The sequence below is a fragment of the Paenibacillus sp. ATY16 genome, from assembly GCF_003399985.2.
In the GTDB taxonomy this organism is placed as follows: Bacteria; Bacillota; Bacilli; order Paenibacillales; family Paenibacillaceae; genus Pristimantibacillus; species Pristimantibacillus glycanilyticus.
The window spans coordinates 1-14,647 of sequence record NZ_NMOK02000008.1 but is presented as its reverse complement, the minus strand read 5'-3'; the positions used below and the strand labels follow the sequence as shown (position 1 = coordinate 14,647).

The 14,647-nt window shown below is 51.5% G+C and carries 14 protein-coding genes; 13 read left to right on the top strand and 1 reads right to left on the bottom strand.

The annotated features are described in order from the left end of the window. Positions 1-65: 65 nt before the first annotated feature. From rny to CFI03_RS05790, 11 genes are all read left to right on the top strand, one after another. Positions 66-1,607 (top strand): ribonuclease Y, encoded by a 1,542-nt coding sequence (gene rny, locus CFI03_RS05840; RefSeq protein WP_015844954.1) that lies wholly within the window; start codon positions 66-68, stop codon positions 1,605-1,607. A 74-nt stretch (positions 1,608-1,681) separates the two neighbouring features. Further along, a complete protein-coding gene (locus CFI03_RS05835; protein WP_248756770.1) occupies positions 1,682-2,479 on the top strand; it encodes a TIGR00282 family metallophosphoesterase in 798 nt (265 codons plus the stop codon). 139 nt (positions 2,480-2,618) lie between these two features. After that, the gene (locus tag CFI03_RS05830) at positions 2,619-2,879 is read left to right on the top strand and encodes a stage V sporulation protein S (protein WP_005550495.1); all 261 of its coding nucleotides are present in this window, start codon (positions 2,619-2,621) and stop codon (positions 2,877-2,879) included. Between the two features lie 109 nt (positions 2,880-2,988). Beyond that, the gene (locus CFI03_RS05825; protein WP_248756769.1) at positions 2,989-3,933 is read left to right on the top strand and encodes a dipeptidase; all 945 of its coding nucleotides are present in this window, start codon (positions 2,989-2,991) and stop codon (positions 3,931-3,933) included. A 198-nt stretch (positions 3,934-4,131) separates the two neighbouring features. Next, the gene (locus CFI03_RS05820) at positions 4,132-5,865 is read left to right on the top strand and encodes a 2-oxoacid:acceptor oxidoreductase subunit alpha (protein WP_248756768.1); all 1,734 of its coding nucleotides are present in this window, start codon (positions 4,132-4,134) and stop codon (positions 5,863-5,865) included. 2 nt (positions 5,866-5,867) lie between these two features. Beyond that, positions 5,868-6,734 carry a 2-oxoacid:ferredoxin oxidoreductase subunit beta gene (locus CFI03_RS05815; RefSeq protein WP_201000428.1) on the top strand — a complete coding sequence of 289 codons (867 nt, stop codon included), beginning with the start codon at positions 5,868-5,870 and terminating at the stop codon, positions 6,732-6,734. 82 nt (positions 6,735-6,816) lie between these two features. Continuing rightward, positions 6,817-7,392: a phosphate propanoyltransferase gene (gene pduL / locus CFI03_RS05810; RefSeq protein WP_248756767.1), complete on the top strand. Its 576-nt coding sequence runs from the start codon at positions 6,817-6,819 to the stop codon at positions 7,390-7,392. Positions 7,393-7,633: 241 nt separating this feature from the next. After that, on the top strand, positions 7,634-9,211 hold the full coding sequence (miaB, locus tag CFI03_RS05805) for a tRNA (N6-isopentenyl adenosine(37)-C2)-methylthiotransferase MiaB (protein ID WP_248756766.1): 1,578 nt from the start codon (positions 7,634-7,636) through the stop codon (positions 9,209-9,211). Between the two features lie 31 nt (positions 9,212-9,242). After that, a complete protein-coding gene (locus CFI03_RS05800) occupies positions 9,243-9,728 on the top strand; it encodes a YlbF/YmcA family competence regulator (RefSeq protein ID WP_201000424.1) in 486 nt (161 codons plus the stop codon). A gap of 152 nt (positions 9,729-9,880) precedes the next feature. Further along, on the top strand, positions 9,881-11,044 hold the full coding sequence (locus CFI03_RS05795) for an iron-containing alcohol dehydrogenase (RefSeq protein ID WP_248756765.1): 1,164 nt from the start codon (positions 9,881-9,883) through the stop codon (positions 11,042-11,044). A 129-nt stretch (positions 11,045-11,173) separates the two neighbouring features. Continuing rightward, positions 11,174-12,190, top strand: coding sequence for a S66 family peptidase (locus tag CFI03_RS05790; protein ID WP_248756764.1), 1,017 nt, complete (start codon positions 11,174-11,176; stop codon positions 12,188-12,190). Positions 12,191-12,268: 78 nt separating this feature from the next. Here CFI03_RS05790 and CFI03_RS05785 read toward each other — a convergent pair whose 3' ends face one another. Beyond that, complete coding sequence (locus CFI03_RS05785) at positions 12,269-12,889, bottom strand: biotin transporter BioY (RefSeq protein ID WP_248756763.1); 621 nt, start codon at positions 12,887-12,889, stop codon at positions 12,269-12,271. A 113-nt stretch (positions 12,890-13,002) separates the two neighbouring features. Between CFI03_RS05785 and CFI03_RS05780 the strand changes: the two genes are divergently transcribed. Together CFI03_RS05780 and CFI03_RS05775 are read left to right on the top strand one after the other, a co-directional pair. Continuing rightward, positions 13,003-13,848 (top strand): ATP-binding cassette domain-containing protein, encoded by an 846-nt coding sequence (locus CFI03_RS05780; protein WP_248756762.1) that lies wholly within the window; start codon positions 13,003-13,005, stop codon positions 13,846-13,848. Continuing rightward, positions 13,845-14,647 (top strand): energy-coupling factor ABC transporter ATP-binding protein (locus tag CFI03_RS05775; protein ID WP_248756761.1); only part of this gene is annotated, 803 nt, incomplete at its 3' end. The genes CFI03_RS05780 and CFI03_RS05775, both read left to right, overlap by 4 nt.

Here is a 14,647-nt window from a genome sequence, read left to right as displayed (position 1 = left end):
AACCGGCTAAAAACCTAATATCATCCCAAGCTTGCCTTGGTGAATGCAACGAGGAGGTGAACAAGATGGACCCTATTTGGACGGTGTTGATCTGTCTCGTTGTTGGCGTTATTTTCTTTGGGATTGGTTATTTTATTCGTAAGTCGATTGCCGAGGCCAAGATTTCCAGCGCTGAGCAAGCTGCTGTTCAAATCGTAGAGAATGCGAAGAAGGAAGCAGAAGCCCAGAAGAAAGAAACGGTGCTCGAAGCAAAAGATGAAATCCACAAACTCCGTACGGAGGCTGAAAAAGACATCCGTGAGCGGCGTAACGAGTCCTTGCGTCAAGAAAGACGCTTGCTCCAGAAAGAGGAGTCGCTGGATAAAAAGATAGAAGCGCTTGAACGCAAAGAAGAATTAGTTGCCAACAAAGAGAAACGGATCGATGAAACACAAGAACAAATTGAATCCATTTACAAGCAGCAGCTTAGTGAATTGGAGCGCATCTCCAGCTTGACTATGGAGGATGCGAAATCGATTATTTTGTCGAATGTGGAGCAGGAAGTGCGTCACGAAACAGCACAGATGATCAAAGAGATCGAGCAGCAAGCGAAAGAAGAAGCCGATCGAAAGGCGCGGGACATTATTTCACTCGCTATTCAACGATGTGCGGCGGATCACGTAGCAGAGACGACTGTATCGGTCGTTACCCTGCCTAACGAAGAAATGAAAGGCCGTATTATTGGACGTGAGGGCCGTAATATCCGTGCACTCGAAACATTGACTGGTATCGATTTGATTATCGACGATACACCGGAAGCGGTCATTCTGTCTGGCTTTGACCCGATTAGACGCGAAATTGCTCGGACTTCACTTGAGAAGCTTGTTGCAGATGGTCGTATACATCCGGCTCGCATTGAAGAGATGGTCGAGAAGTCCCGCAAGGAAGTAGACGAGCGGATTCGCGAATACGGCGAGCAAGCTACTTTCGAAGTTGGGGTTCATGGTTTGCACCCTGATTTGATTAAAATTCTGGGACGTCTCAAGTATCGGACAAGCTACGGTCAGAACGTGTTGAAGCACTCAATGGAAGTTGCTTATTTGACCGGCCTTATGGCTGCAGAGCTTGGCGAGGATATCACGCTTGCTAAGCGCGCAGGTCTTCTGCACGATATCGGCAAGGCGCTTGACCACGAGGTTGAGGGCTCGCACGTTGAGATCGGCGTAGAGCTGGCGAAGAAGTACAAGGAGCATCCTGTTGTCATCAACAGTATCGCTTCCCACCATGGCGATGTTGAAGCGACTTCCGTTATCGCAATGCTGGTGGGAGCTGCAGACGCTTTGTCTGCCGCACGTCCTGGCGCACGGCGCGAGACGCTTGAAACGTACATCAAACGCCTGGAGAAGCTGGAAGATATCTCGGAGTCGTTCGACGGCGTAGAGAAGTCTTTCGCCATTCAAGCGGGACGCGAAGTCCGTGTTATGGTTCAACCTGAGAAGATTGACGATACGGAAGCATTCCGGCTTGCACGCGATATTACGAAGAAAATCGAGAGTGAACTCGATTATCCGGGACATATTAAAGTTACGGTTATTCGTGAGACCCGTGCAGTTGAATATGCGAAGTAGATCACAAGCAAATAGCAAGAACGAAAAGTGGCTGCTTGTCAGCCACTTTTTTTGCATACTAAAGGAGTGACAGAGTGAACGTATTATTTATTGGCGATATCGTAGGAAGCGTTGGACGCAAAGCATTAAAGCAGGTGCTTCCGGCACTCAGAAGCAAATACAACCCGCATATTATTATCGTGAACGGCGAGAACGCCGCAGCCGGCCGCGGCATTACGGCTGCGATTGCGCGCGAGTTTTTCGAATGGGGCGTTCACGGCATTACGATGGGCAATCATACTTGGGACAATAAAGATATCTTCGAATGGATTGACGATGAGCCGCGCATTGTGCGTCCGGCCAACTTCCCGGAAGGCACTCCAGGCCAAGGACACGCGCTTATTAAAGCCAATGGCAAGCAACTGGCGATTATTAATTTGCAAGGCCGAACATTCCTGCCTCCGATTGACTGCCCGTTCCGGAAAGCGGAAGAACTGGTTGCGCTGACAAAAGAGAAAACGAAAAACATACTGGTGGATTTCCATGCGGAAGCGACCTCCGAGAAAATTGCAATGGGCTGGCATTTGGCCGGTCAGGCGTCAATCGTCGTGGGAACGCATACGCATGTGCAAACGAACGATGACCGTATTCTGCCGGGCGGCACCGCTTATTTAACGGATGTAGGCATGACAGGGCCTCGCGATGGCGTTCTGGGCATGGAACGCAACGCAGTTCTGCACAAATTCTTGACTCAGCTGCCAACACGCTTTGTGGTGGATGAAGGGGATTGGCATTTGCATGCGGTGTCGGTTCAGATTGACGACGCAACGGGGCAAGCGACCAAAATCCAGAAAATTCGCCTTACCGAAGACGACTGGCTGCTCATGCAGTAGTTATATGAATATTCTAAAAGTTTAGCCAATTCAGAATTGATATGAAAGTTATTGCGGGCATAGCAGGAATTTTTTAACCTCTCTCGAATACTATCTAAATAGTGGAATCCATCCATCATTCCCGAGGAGGTCCTTTTTCATGGAAGTATTAAAAGTTTCAGCAAAGTCCAATCCAAATTCCGTTGCAGGTGCGCTGGCCGGAGTTTTGCGTGAACGCGGCGCCGCTGAATTGCAAGCCATCGGGGCGGGTGCACTCAATCAAGCGATCAAGGCAGTAGCGATTGCTCGCGGATTCGTAGCTCCGAGCGGGGTGGATTTGATTTGCGTACCGGCATTTACTGACATTGTTATTGATGGAGAAGACCGAACAGCGATAAAACTGATTGTTGAACCTAGGTAACATCTAACCAAGCAAGGCTGGATTTTACCGGGTATTGAAACCTGTTTACGAAGTAGACAGGTTTTTTGCTTTGTTGAAGCTGGCGGAGTAAGCGGAGAGGTGATCGAAGGTGTCCTTTGGCGTTGCGGATTTTCATTGCGATGTATTGAGCAAGCTGCTTGTGCATCCCCATCTGACTTTTCAAAAAAGTGAACCGGGTATGCTGGACGTAACGTATGAACGGTTAAAGGAATCGGGTGCCGTCCTTCAAACCTTTGCGGTGTACATACCGGAGAAGCTGAACGGCTCTATCGAGCCTATATTAGAGTGCATCGACCATTTCTACCAGAAGGTCCTGACTTGTCCGGGTATGATGCTGATCCGCAATCAATCCGATCTGACAGCAAGCCTCGCTTCCGGCAAAATAGGCGCTTTGCTCTCGCTGGAAGGCGTTGACGGTCTTCAGGGCAGCATACCGATTCTAAGGCTCCTGCACCGCCTTGGCGTTCGTGCGGCAGGATTGACTTGGAACCATGCGAACTGGGCCGCAGACGGCGTTATGGAGCCGCGTGGAGGCGGTCTGACAGCCAAGGGGAAGGAGTTTGTCGCCGAATGCGACAAACTGGGCATACTGGTGGATGTATCCCACCTGTCGGAACGAGCATTCTGGGATGTCGCGGATTTGGCCGAGAGAACGATTATTGCCTCCCATTCCAATGCGAAAGCGATTTTCAATCATCCCCGCAATCTGACGGATGACCAGATAAAGGCTATCATCGCGCTGCAGGGACTCATCGGCATAACCTACGTGCCATGGTTTGTGGCGGAAGGGGAGCAGGTATCGGTTGACCATGTGTTAAGGCACGTCGATCATGTCGGCGGACTAGGCGGGGAGCATCATATCATGCTTGGCTCCGACTTTGACGGAATCGACAAATATGTGAACGGACTGACCCATCCCGGAGAAGTGTACAGGCTGCGCGAAGCGCTGCTCAAAAACTACACGGAGGAGCAGACCAAGCGGTTTCTGTCGGGTAATGCGCTTTCATTTTTGAACGAAAATCTGCCGGAATAGCAAGCGACTCGCAACAGATCTGAATACGGTATATAAACAATCGAAAATGATTATCATTCATTAAACGTTTACATCTTGCATTTTTCAAACCGCACCTTTACACTTGGTTTGACTGTTCATTCATTATATAAATTATTGTTGGATATTGCCCTTAGTAATGTACGCGGCTTAAGCCATCAAAAAGAGGAGATGGGCGTTTTGATTAGTCAATTGTCTTGGAAGATCGGAGGGCAACAAGGGGAAGGCGTCGAAAGTACGGACCGTATTTTTTCCACGGCGCTTAACCGGCTTGGGTATTATCTTTACGGATATCGTCATTTCTCGTCTCGGATCAAAGGCGGACATACAAATAATAAAATTCGAATCAGCACATATCCGATCCGGGCGATCTCCGATGATCTGGACATCCTCGTGGCGTTCGACCAAGAAAGCATAGATTTGAATGCAAAAGAGCTTCGCAGCGGCGGCGTTATCGTGGCAGATGCGAAGTTTAATCCCGTTGTACCGGAAGGTATCGACGCGCGACTGTTCGCTGTTCCGATTACGGCAATGGCGGAAGAGCTTGGTACTTCCCTGATGAAGAACATGGTTGCTTCAGGCGCATCCTGGGCTTTGCTCGGTTTGCCTCTTGAGGTATTTAATAAAGCGGTAGAAGAAGAGTTCGGACGCAAAGGCGCGGCTGTCGTCGAGAAAAATATCGAGGCGGTAAAACGCGGCGCCGAGTTCGTGTTGGAGCAAGCGGGCGGACCGCTTAACGAGTTCAAGCTGGATGAAGCGGACGGCCGTCAGAAGCTGTTTATGATCGGCAACGAAGCGATTGGCCTCGGCTCTCTGGCTGCAGGCTGCCGTCTGATGTCCGCTTATCCAATCACGCCGGCATCCGAAATCATGGAATACCTCATTAAGAAGCTGCCGGCGCTTGGCGGTACCGTCGTTCAGACGGAGGACGAAATCGCGGCGGTAACGATGGCCATTGGCGCCAACTATGCGGGGGTGCGCACGATGACGGCTTCCGCGGGTCCCGGTCTGTCTTTGATGATGGAGGCTATCGGTCTTGCCGGCATGACGGAAACTCCGCTTGTTATCGTGGATACGCAGCGCGGCGGCCCATCGACGGGTCTACCCACCAAGCAGGAGCAATCCGACCTTAACGCAATGGTATACGGTACGCACGGAGAGATCCCGAAGATCGTTATCGCTCCCGCGTCTATCGAAGACTGCTTCTATGATATGATTGAAGCCTTCAACCTTTCGGAGCAATATCAAGTGCCGGTTATCGTGATGACCGACCTTCAGCTCTCGCTTGGCAAGCAATCCTGCGAGCCGTTTGATTTCCAATCAATTCAAATCAATCGCGGCAAGCTTATTCAGGAAGCGCCGGAGCTGGAAGCCCAGCAGCTGTTCAAGCGTTACGAATTGACGGAAGACGGCGTATCGCCGCGCGTATTGCCTGGCGCTAAGCACGGTATCCACCACGTTACCGGGGTGGAGCATGACGAAACGGGCCGTCCTTCCGAGAGTGCGGTTAACCGCCAGAATATGATGGATAAACGACTCAACAAGCTGAACGGCTTGCAAATTCGCGACGGTCTTCGCGTCGATGCGGCTAACGAAACGCCGGATCTTCTGATTATCGGCATGGGTTCTACGGGCGGAACGATCGATCAAGCCCGCGAATGGCTCGCTAAAGACGGAATTACGTCGAATCATATTACGATCCGTCAAATTCATCCGTTCCCGACGGAGCAGTTGATTCCTCACCTGCAGCAAGCGAAGAAGGTGGTTGTAATCGAGAATAACGCAACCGCGCAGCTCGCCGGCCAAATTAAGATGCATGCAGGCTTCGCGGAGAAGATCCGCAGCCTGCTGAAATATGACGGTAATCCGTTCCTGCCATCCGAAGTTTATAAAGCGTGCAAGGAGTTGGACTAATCATGGCAACATTTAAAGAGTTTCGAAATAATGTGAAGCCGAACTGGTGCCCGGGCTGCGGAGACTTCTCCATCCAAGCCGCTATTCAGCGCGCTGCGGCAAACGTGGGCCTCGAGCCGGAAGAGCTTGCGGTGATTTCGGGTATCGGCTGTTCCGGCCGTATTTCCGGTTATATCAATGCTTACGGCCTTCACGGGATTCACGGCCGCGCCTTGCCTATCGCGCAAGGCGTTAAGCTTGCCAACCGCGAGCTGACCGTTATCGCATCGGGCGGCGACGGAGACGGGTTCGCGATCGGGATGGGCCATACCGTTCATGCCATTCGCCGCAACCTGAATATTACGTATATCGTAATGGATAACCAGATCTACGGTCTGACTAAAGGCCAGACATCGCCCCGCAGCGCGGAAGGCTTCAAAACGAAGTCGACGCCTGAAGGATCGATCGAGTCAACGCTGTCGCCGCTTGAGATTGCATTGTCGGCCGGCGCTACGTTTGTTGCCCAATCGTTCTCGAGCGATTTGAAGCAGCTGACGGCTCTGATCGAAGCAGGCATCAAGCATGAGGGCTTCTCTCTGATCAACGTGTTCAGCCCATGCGTGACGTTTAACAAAATCAACACCTACGACTGGTTCAAACAAAACATCGTGAATCTGGAGCAGTTCCCGGATTACGATCCTTCGAACCGCATTATGGCGATGAACAAGATCATGGAAACCGAGGGCATGCTGACGGGTCTGATCTATCAGAACACGCAGCGCAAATCGTACGAGGACATGATCAGCGGTTTTGGCGCTGACGCGCTTGCGAAGCAGGAACTTTCCCTTTCGGAAGAACAGTTCAATAAACTTGTAGCCGAATTTAAATAAGTGTATGATGGGCATACGGCATTTTTATCAACTGCCGTATGTCTTTTTTTTACCATACATAGATACAAAGGAGTAGAAACATATGGAACAAAAAATGGTGCCCGTAGGCGTATCGGCAAGGCATATTCACCTCTCTGCGGAGCATGTCGCTATATTATTCGGAGAAGGCAGCGGACTTACGGAAGCAAAACCATTGTCCCAGCCGGGGCAATACGCGGCAAACGAGACGGTTGCGGTGATCGGTCCAAAGGGCTCTTTCCCGAAAGTAAGAATTTTGGGTCCCGTACGCAAAGCTACCCAGCTGGAAGTATCGCGCACGGATGCTTTTGCTCTGGGCATTAATCCGCCTGTCAGAGAATCCGGCAATATCCAAGGATCCGCAGGCATCACGCTCAAAGGTCCAGCCGGCGAAGTCACTATCGAAGAAGGCGTTATCGTGGCGGCGCGCCACATTCATTTCCATACAAGCGATGCGGAAAAATGGGGAATTGCGGATAAGCAGCACCTGAGGGTCCGCTTCCAAGGCGAGCGCGGAGTTGTATTCGAGCAGGTTATTGCCCGCGTATCTCCGGATTTCGCGCTGGATATGCATATCGATACGGATGAAGCGAATGCGGCTGGCATCAAAAACGGCGATACGGCTGAAATCATCGAATAGGAGCCTGTCATAGGCGGATATAAAAGGCTGGCAAGCGGTCCCGTACCGTTGCCGGCCTTTTTTGAATTCTAAGGACTGAAACGCGCCCCCGCCTGAGGACGGCGACAGCCGTTCAACATGCGTTGCCTGCATGAAATGGATATCCTTGCTATAGTTGTGCTATAATTTTTTATTGGGCAAAGGTATGTTTGAATAAAACGGAAATCCGCAATATTTCATGTAGAGGGAAGTGTGAACAACCATGTCAAAGGGGAACACGGCAGCTCAATCCGACAAGGTTAAAGACTATTCCAAATACTTTGACTTCTCGGATGCTAAAGTGCTAAGCGAGGAAGACGGGGTAACGACCTACCGCATTAAGGGCAGGAACGTACAAATTAACTCCACTCCGAACTATAAAGACGAAAAGAAACGCGGTAAAGAAGATATAGAGGTTCATTACGATTTCTCGATTCCGGAGGAGCTGCAAAGCATCGGCAAAGGGAAATTCTACTTGATACAAACGTACGGATGCCAAATGAACGAACATGACACGGAAGTGATGAAGGGCATGTTCGAAGAGATGGGTTATACCGGAACCGAAGACCGCATGCAGGCGGACGTCATTCTTCTGAATACTTGCGCGATCCGCGAGAATGCCGAGGATAAGGTGTTCGGTGAGCTTGGGCATCTCAAGACCTTGAAGCTGCAAAAGCCGGACCTTCTGCTGGGCGTATGCGGCTGCATGTCGCAGGAAGAGTCGGTGGTGGGCAAAATTCTTCAGAAGCATGCTTTTGTGGATATGATCTTCGGAACGCATAACATTCACCGTCTGCCGCATCTGCTGCAAAACGCGTATTTCAGCAAAGAAATGGTTGTTGAGGTATGGTCCAAGGAAGGCGACATTATCGAGAATATGCCGAAGAAACGGGACGGCATGCGTGCGTGGGTGAACATTATGTACGGCTGCGACAAGTTCTGTACGTACTGCATCGTACCTTACACGCGCGGCAAAGAGAGAAGCCGAAGGCCGGAGGATGTCATTGCGGAAGTGCGCGAGCTGGCACGCCAGGGCTTCAAAGAGATTACTTTGCTAGGTCAAAATGTCAACGCCTACGGGAAGGATTTTGAAGACGTCACCTATCGCTTTGGCGATTTGATGCATGACATTTCAAAGATCGATATTCCGCGTATCCGCTTCACGACAAGCCATCCTCGGGATTTCGACGATCATCTGATCGAGGTGCTGGCGCAAGGCGGCAATCTGGTTGAGCATATTCATCTGCCGATTCAATCGGGCAGCACGGAAGTGCTGAAGCGGATGAGCCGGAAATATTCCAGGGAGCAAATTTTTGAGCTCGCAGCGAAAATTAAACGGGCGATTCCGAATGTGTCCCTCTCAACGGACATTATCGTAGGGTTCCCAGGCGAGACGGACGAACAGTTCGAGGATACGATGACCTTGGTCCGCCAGGTTGGCTTTGATTTTGCCTATACCTTCATCTATTCGCCGCGCGAAGGCACGCCTGCTGCAGGTATGGAAGATAACGTGCCGTTGGAAGTGAAGAAGAATCGCCTGAAGCGGCTGAATGAGCTGATGGCCGAGCTTGGCCGCAGAAGCAATGAGCGGATGGATGGCGAGATTGTCGAAGTGCTCGTGGAAGGCGAGAGCAAGAACAATCCGAATATTCTGGCCGGCCGGACGCGCACGAATAAGCTGGTGCACCTGGAAGGTCCAATAGAATGGATCGGACAATTTATACATGTTCGTGTAACGGAAGCAAAAACATGGTATATTAAAGCTGAACCGTTGGCGAATTCCGCCAGCAACGTATCCTAGAAGCGACTCAAATTAGTGGGAGAGATGATAGATGTCCGAACAACAGACTGCAGTTAATTCGCACCACCATCATGACCATGACCATGAACATGGTTGCAATGTTCCGAAATTCAATACCCGCGATTACCTGGTCCGTGAAGATATTATGCACAAGGCGAAGGAACTGGCGGATCTCATCTTTACATCCGAGGAAGTCCAGCAGTACCGGCGTGCCGAGAAGCAGATTCAAGGCAATGACCGCGTTCAATCGCTGATCGCCCTTATTAAGAAGAAGCAAAAAGAAGTCGTTGCATTTGAAACAACGTTCAAAAACGAGCAAATGGTGAAGAAAATCGAAGGCGAAATGGAGACTCTTCAAGACGAGCTCGACGGCATTCCGATCGTATCGGAGTTCCAGCAAAGCCAATCGGACATCAACTATTTGCTGCAGCTTGTTATTTCGATCGTGCGCGATACGGTATCCGAGAAAATCAATGTCGAGGACGCTACGGTAGAAGCGCCGGCTGAATGCGACTAGAATAAAGAGAGAGGCGGTCTGAATCAGAACGCTTCTCTTTATTTTTCCCTATTGTTTTTGGCGGTGACTCTCATAAGATAGACGGGATTGTGCCAAAATGAACTGTCGGAACATTTAAGCCAATAAACCAATTAGAAGAGGAGAACTACGACATGAATCCATTTACATACTATAATCCGACCCGCCTTCACTTTGGCGAAGGACAATTGAAGCAGCTACCCGCCGAAGCGGCTAAGCTTGGCAAACGCGTTCTGCTTGTTTACGGCGGAGGAAGCATTAAGCGAAACGGTCTTTACGAGCAGGTACTGGCTAAGCTGGATGAAGCGGGTTGTACGGTTACCGAATTGAGCGGCGTTGAACCTAACCCGCGTCTGTCGACGGTCCATCGCGGAGCCGAGTTATGCCGCTCCGAGTCGATCGACTGGGTGCTGGCTGTTGGCGGCGGCAGCACGATTGATTGCGCGAAAGCCATTATTATCTCGGCGAAATACGAGGGCAGCTTCTGGGATGTCGTAACGCGCAAAGCAAAGCCTGAGGCAGCTCTTCCGCTTGGCACCGTGCTTACGCTTGCGGCAACGGGCTCCGAGATGAACTCCGGTTCGGTTATTACCAATCAAGAAACGCTTGAGAAGCATGGCTGGGGCAACGTGCTGGCTTATCCGACGTTCTCCATCCTTGATCCGGTATTTACCGCTAGCGCGCCAAAAGATCATACCGTCTACGGCATGGTGGATATGATGGCTCACGTATTGGAGCAATATTTCCATCATGATGCGAATACACCGGTGCAGGACGGCTTCTGCGAAACGATACTGCGTACCGTCATTGCGACAGCTCCGGGTCTTGTGAACGATCTAACGAACGTGAAGCTGCGCGAGACGATTCTGTATTGCGGTACAATGGCGCTGAACGGTACGTTGTCGATGGGCGTTATCGGCGACTGGGCGAACCACGACATGGAGCATGCGGTGTCCGCGGTATACGATATTCCTCACGGCGGCGGCCTGGCCATTCTGTTCCCGAACTGGATGAACTATGTGGTGGAAGATAACGTAGGACGCTTCAAACAGTTCGCGGTTAATGTATTCGGCGTTAACGCCGAAGGCCGTGACGATCTTGAAGTAGCCCGCGAAGGGATTGCGAAGCTGCGCGAGTTCTGGAATTCGATTGGCGCTCCGTCGCGCCTCGCGGATTACCAAATCGACGACAGCAGGTTGGAAGAGATGGCGGAGAAAACAACTGGAAGCGGTACCCGCGGCAACTTCCGCAAGCTAACGAAGGAAGATGTCGTCGCGATTTATCGTTTGTCACTTTAAGGATATAGGCGGGGTAGGCAGATCAGGCGAGAGTCTGGTCTGCTTTTTTTTATTTTCCGCGGAATGGAGGGATTTCCTAAATGGCTGTCGTATTCCGTATCCATAGAGCAGATCGAAAGGGGAAGCGCCATGATTCGATATCCGCAGCTAAAACAAGGAGCAGTTGTTGGGGTGACTGCGCCTTCATCGGGAATTGAAACGGAGCTTCACTCCATGCTGAAGCTTGCCTTCAGTCGGATGGAGGCGAAAGGATACCGGATGGTACACGGCGATACGGTATGGACGCAGCATAAAGCGAAGTCGGCGCCGGCTATTGCTAGGGCTGCTGAATTTAATCGAATGATGCGGGATGACACGATCGGCATGATTTTTCCGCCATGGGGCGGAGAGTTGTTGATTGAGATATTGGAGCATTTGCAATGGGATCAGATCCCTGCCAAATGGATTTTGGGTTATTCCGATATTAGCGTGCTGCTGCTGGCCATAACGTTAACAACGGGGCTCGCTACTGCTCATGGAGCCAATCTCATTGACCAGCGAGGAGAATATGCCGACCAGACGACAGGGATGTGGGAAGCGGTGCTGTCCTTAAAAGCTGGAGAATCCATTACGCAATATTCTTCGCCGTATTATCAGAAGGAATGGGATCATGATCATCCTAGCCCGTGTATTTTTCATTTGACGGAACCGACCAACTGGAAAACAATAACCAATGAAACCGTACAGATCAAGGGGCGATTGTTAGGGGGATGCATCGATATGATCCGGCATTTGATCGGCACCCCTTATGGGCAAGTGAAGGATTTCCAAAACCGCTATATTAACGGTGAACCGATTGTCTGGTATTTGGAGAATTGCGAATTGAATACGGTGGATATGCGCAGATCGATAGTCCAAATGAAGCTGGCAGGCTGGTTCGACAACTGCGCTGGACTTTTATTTGGCAGAAGTGCGGTTCATCTTCCCGTTGATCATTACACCGAGGAAGATTTGTATTCGGAGCTATATGAGGAGCTAAAGCTGCCCATCCTGTACGACATCGATTGCGGCCATGCTCCTCCTCAGATTACCTTTGTTAACGGAGCTTATGCCGAGATTGAAGCGGGTATCGGAAAAGGAACGGTAAGGCAGACTTTCATTCCTTAACGGGGTTAATTAATGAGAATGCAAAAGCGGCTGTGCAGGATATGACCTGGCGCAGCCGCTTTTGTTTTAAGTATCTTATTATATGGTTGTATGAACCTGACTGCTGCCGTCCTGTGCGGAATGGATTGACGATTGAATTCTCAGAATGTATGGTTTGAGAGACAACACGATAACCGCGGCAACGAAGGATTTGATCGCGTCACCTGGCAGATATGGATAACAGCCGGCCGTCATGGCTTTGCCAAAATCAAGACCGGTTACATGCATCAGCCAAGGTACGCCGGGTACGTAAGTAAGGAAAGAGCCAAACAGTTCAAATACGACAAATAACGCGATAAATCCGACTATCCGGTTACGCATAAGAGCTTCGCTGCGGAAGAGAACTTGCGTTGCAAAACCGATCAGCAGAGCGCAGAAAGGGAAAGCAAAGATAAATCCGCCAGTTGCTCCTGTTAGCGTCTCAAGGCCACCTCTGCCGCTTAATAGAGGAAGGCCGGTTGCCGTAAGGGCTATGACGATCCAAAGTGAAATAAAGCTTTTGCGAGGGCCCAGAATGGCGCCGGCAAGCGTGACTGCAAGCGTCTGAAGGGTAATAGGCACATAGGAACCCACTTTGATCTGAATGGCGCTCATTACGATAAAGAGAGCGGCGAATAAGGCGATAAATACGGTGCTTCGAATATTACTGCTAGTGCGCATAGCGGATCGACTCCTTTAGTGATTGCGTTTTGAATGTTAACTGTTTATAGTTGATGAAGGTTAACAAATCGGATTTTAGCACAGCTTTTTCATTTGGGGAAGAGGTTGAAGGAATGTTTTCGGAAAAAAATTTGGTTGAGCTGACCAATGTGTCGGTCAAGCCGCTTACATACGGGGAGCAAATGAAGGCCCAGCCTTTTCTGTTGCGCAATGTGACGTTAACGATTGCTGAAGGGGAATGGATTAACCTAATTGGCAGAAACGGAAGCGGGAAAAGCACGCTGGCGAGGCTGATCGCCGGTTTTGGCGCTTTTCAGATGGAAGGCAGGGTTGAGAAGGATCAATCGCGGTTCATAACGGGTCAGGTTCCAATGGTGCTGCAGCAGCCGGATGCTTCCATGGTGGGTTCTACTCCCTGGGAAGATGTCGTGATGATGCTGGAGCAGCATGGCGTAGAAGGAAATAGGATAGCGGCTCTCTCGGAGGATGCCCTACGTCAGACCGGTCTGCATGCCCGCATGCATCAACCGGTGGAAACGTTGTCCGGCGGACAGAAGCAGCTGACGGCAATTGCGGGCTGCCTTGCCGTGCAGACCCCTATGCTGATTCTGGATGAAGTAACGGCGATGCTGGACCCGGAAGCTTGTATCTATGTGATGGAAAAGGTTAGAGAGCTGAACAACCGCGGGGTAACGGTCATCTGGATTACGCAAAAGCTGGAGGAGCTTGCTGCCGGCGATCGTGTTCTGGCGCTGGAGCAAGGAGAGCTCCGGTTCGATGGAACGGCGGAACGGCTGTTCCAGCGGCGCTCTTCCGGGGGAAGCAGTCCATGCGAGGAGCTGGGCTTTTCCGCTCCTTACGTCATTCAAACGGCCTGGGAGCTGGAAAAGCTTGGGGTAAAGCTTCGGGCGCTGCCTATGACGCCCGAGATGCTTGCTAAGGCGGTGACACCGGTATGACGGGAGATTGGAAGCTAAAGCAGGTAGCGGTTGCCGCGGCCAATGAGACGGACAAGCTGTTATTAAACGGAATTAACCTGACCTTCCGTAAAGGAGCGATTACTTTGCTTGTTGGTCACAACGGTTCGGGCAAATCAACGCTGCTGGAGACAATGGCGGGTTTGCGGCGTTTAACCGCCGGGCAAATCGATCAGGGCAACGAATCGCTTTGGACCAACATGGGGAAAAAGCAGCGGTTGAATAAGACGATTGTGATGAGAACCGGCATTGCCCTTCAACAATCCGAATCGCAATGGTTCGCTTCGACGGTAAGGGAAGAGTTCGACTACTCCTTGAAGCCTTATGGACTGCAGAGGGAAGAGAAGGAAAGCCGCATACAAAAAGCAATGGAGCAGGCGGGACTGCCAAGGGAGCTGCTGGAGCGCGATCCTTGGACGTTAAGCGGCGGGCAGCAGCGGAGGCTTGCCATGGCCTGCCTGATGGCATGCGAGCCGGAATGGCTGCTGCTCGACGAGCCGACGGCGGGGTTAGACGCCGACGGTATCCGCCGCTTGTGCGCGATGCTAGACGCGCATAGGGCGGCGGGGCGCGGAGCGGTCGTAGCCACGCACGACCTCGATGCGCTGCTGCCGCTCGCGGACGAGGTCGCCGTGCTTGCCGGCGGCTCCGTCCGCGAAGCGGCTTCGGCGGCGTCGTGGGCGGAGAACCGCGCCCACGACGCCGCTGCGCCGCAGGCGCAGCGCGCGCTGGCGCAGCTGCGCGCGGCCGGCTTTGCGCCGCCGGCTGCGCCAGGCGGCGC

Excerpts from the sequence above, each read along its gene's own strand:
- rny (WP_015844954.1), top strand. The coding sequence starts at position 66 with ATGGACCCTATTTGGACGGTGTTGATCTGTCTCGTTGTTGGCGTTATT.
- CFI03_RS05830 (WP_005550495.1), top strand. The coding sequence starts at position 2,619 with ATGGAAGTATTAAAAGTTTCAGCAAAGTCCAATCCAAATTCCGTTGCA.
- CFI03_RS05815 (WP_201000428.1), top strand. The coding sequence starts at position 5,868 with ATGGCAACATTTAAAGAGTTTCGAAATAATGTGAAGCCGAACTGGTGC.
- pduL (WP_248756767.1), top strand. The coding sequence starts at position 6,817 with ATGGAACAAAAAATGGTGCCCGTAGGCGTATCGGCAAGGCATATTCAC.
- miaB (WP_248756766.1), top strand. The coding sequence starts at position 7,634 with ATGTCAAAGGGGAACACGGCAGCTCAATCCGACAAGGTTAAAGACTAT.
- CFI03_RS05800 (WP_201000424.1), top strand. The coding sequence starts at position 9,243 with ATGTCCGAACAACAGACTGCAGTTAATTCGCACCACCATCATGACCAT.
- CFI03_RS05795 (WP_248756765.1), top strand. The coding sequence starts at position 9,881 with ATGAATCCATTTACATACTATAATCCGACCCGCCTTCACTTTGGCGAA.
- CFI03_RS05790 (WP_248756764.1), top strand. The coding sequence starts at position 11,174 with ATGATTCGATATCCGCAGCTAAAACAAGGAGCAGTTGTTGGGGTGACT.
- CFI03_RS05785 (WP_248756763.1), bottom strand. The coding sequence starts at position 12,889 with ATGCGCACTAGCAGTAATATTCGAAGCACCGTATTTATCGCCTTATTC.
- CFI03_RS05780 (WP_248756762.1), top strand. The coding sequence starts at position 13,003 with ATGTTTTCGGAAAAAAATTTGGTTGAGCTGACCAATGTGTCGGTCAAG.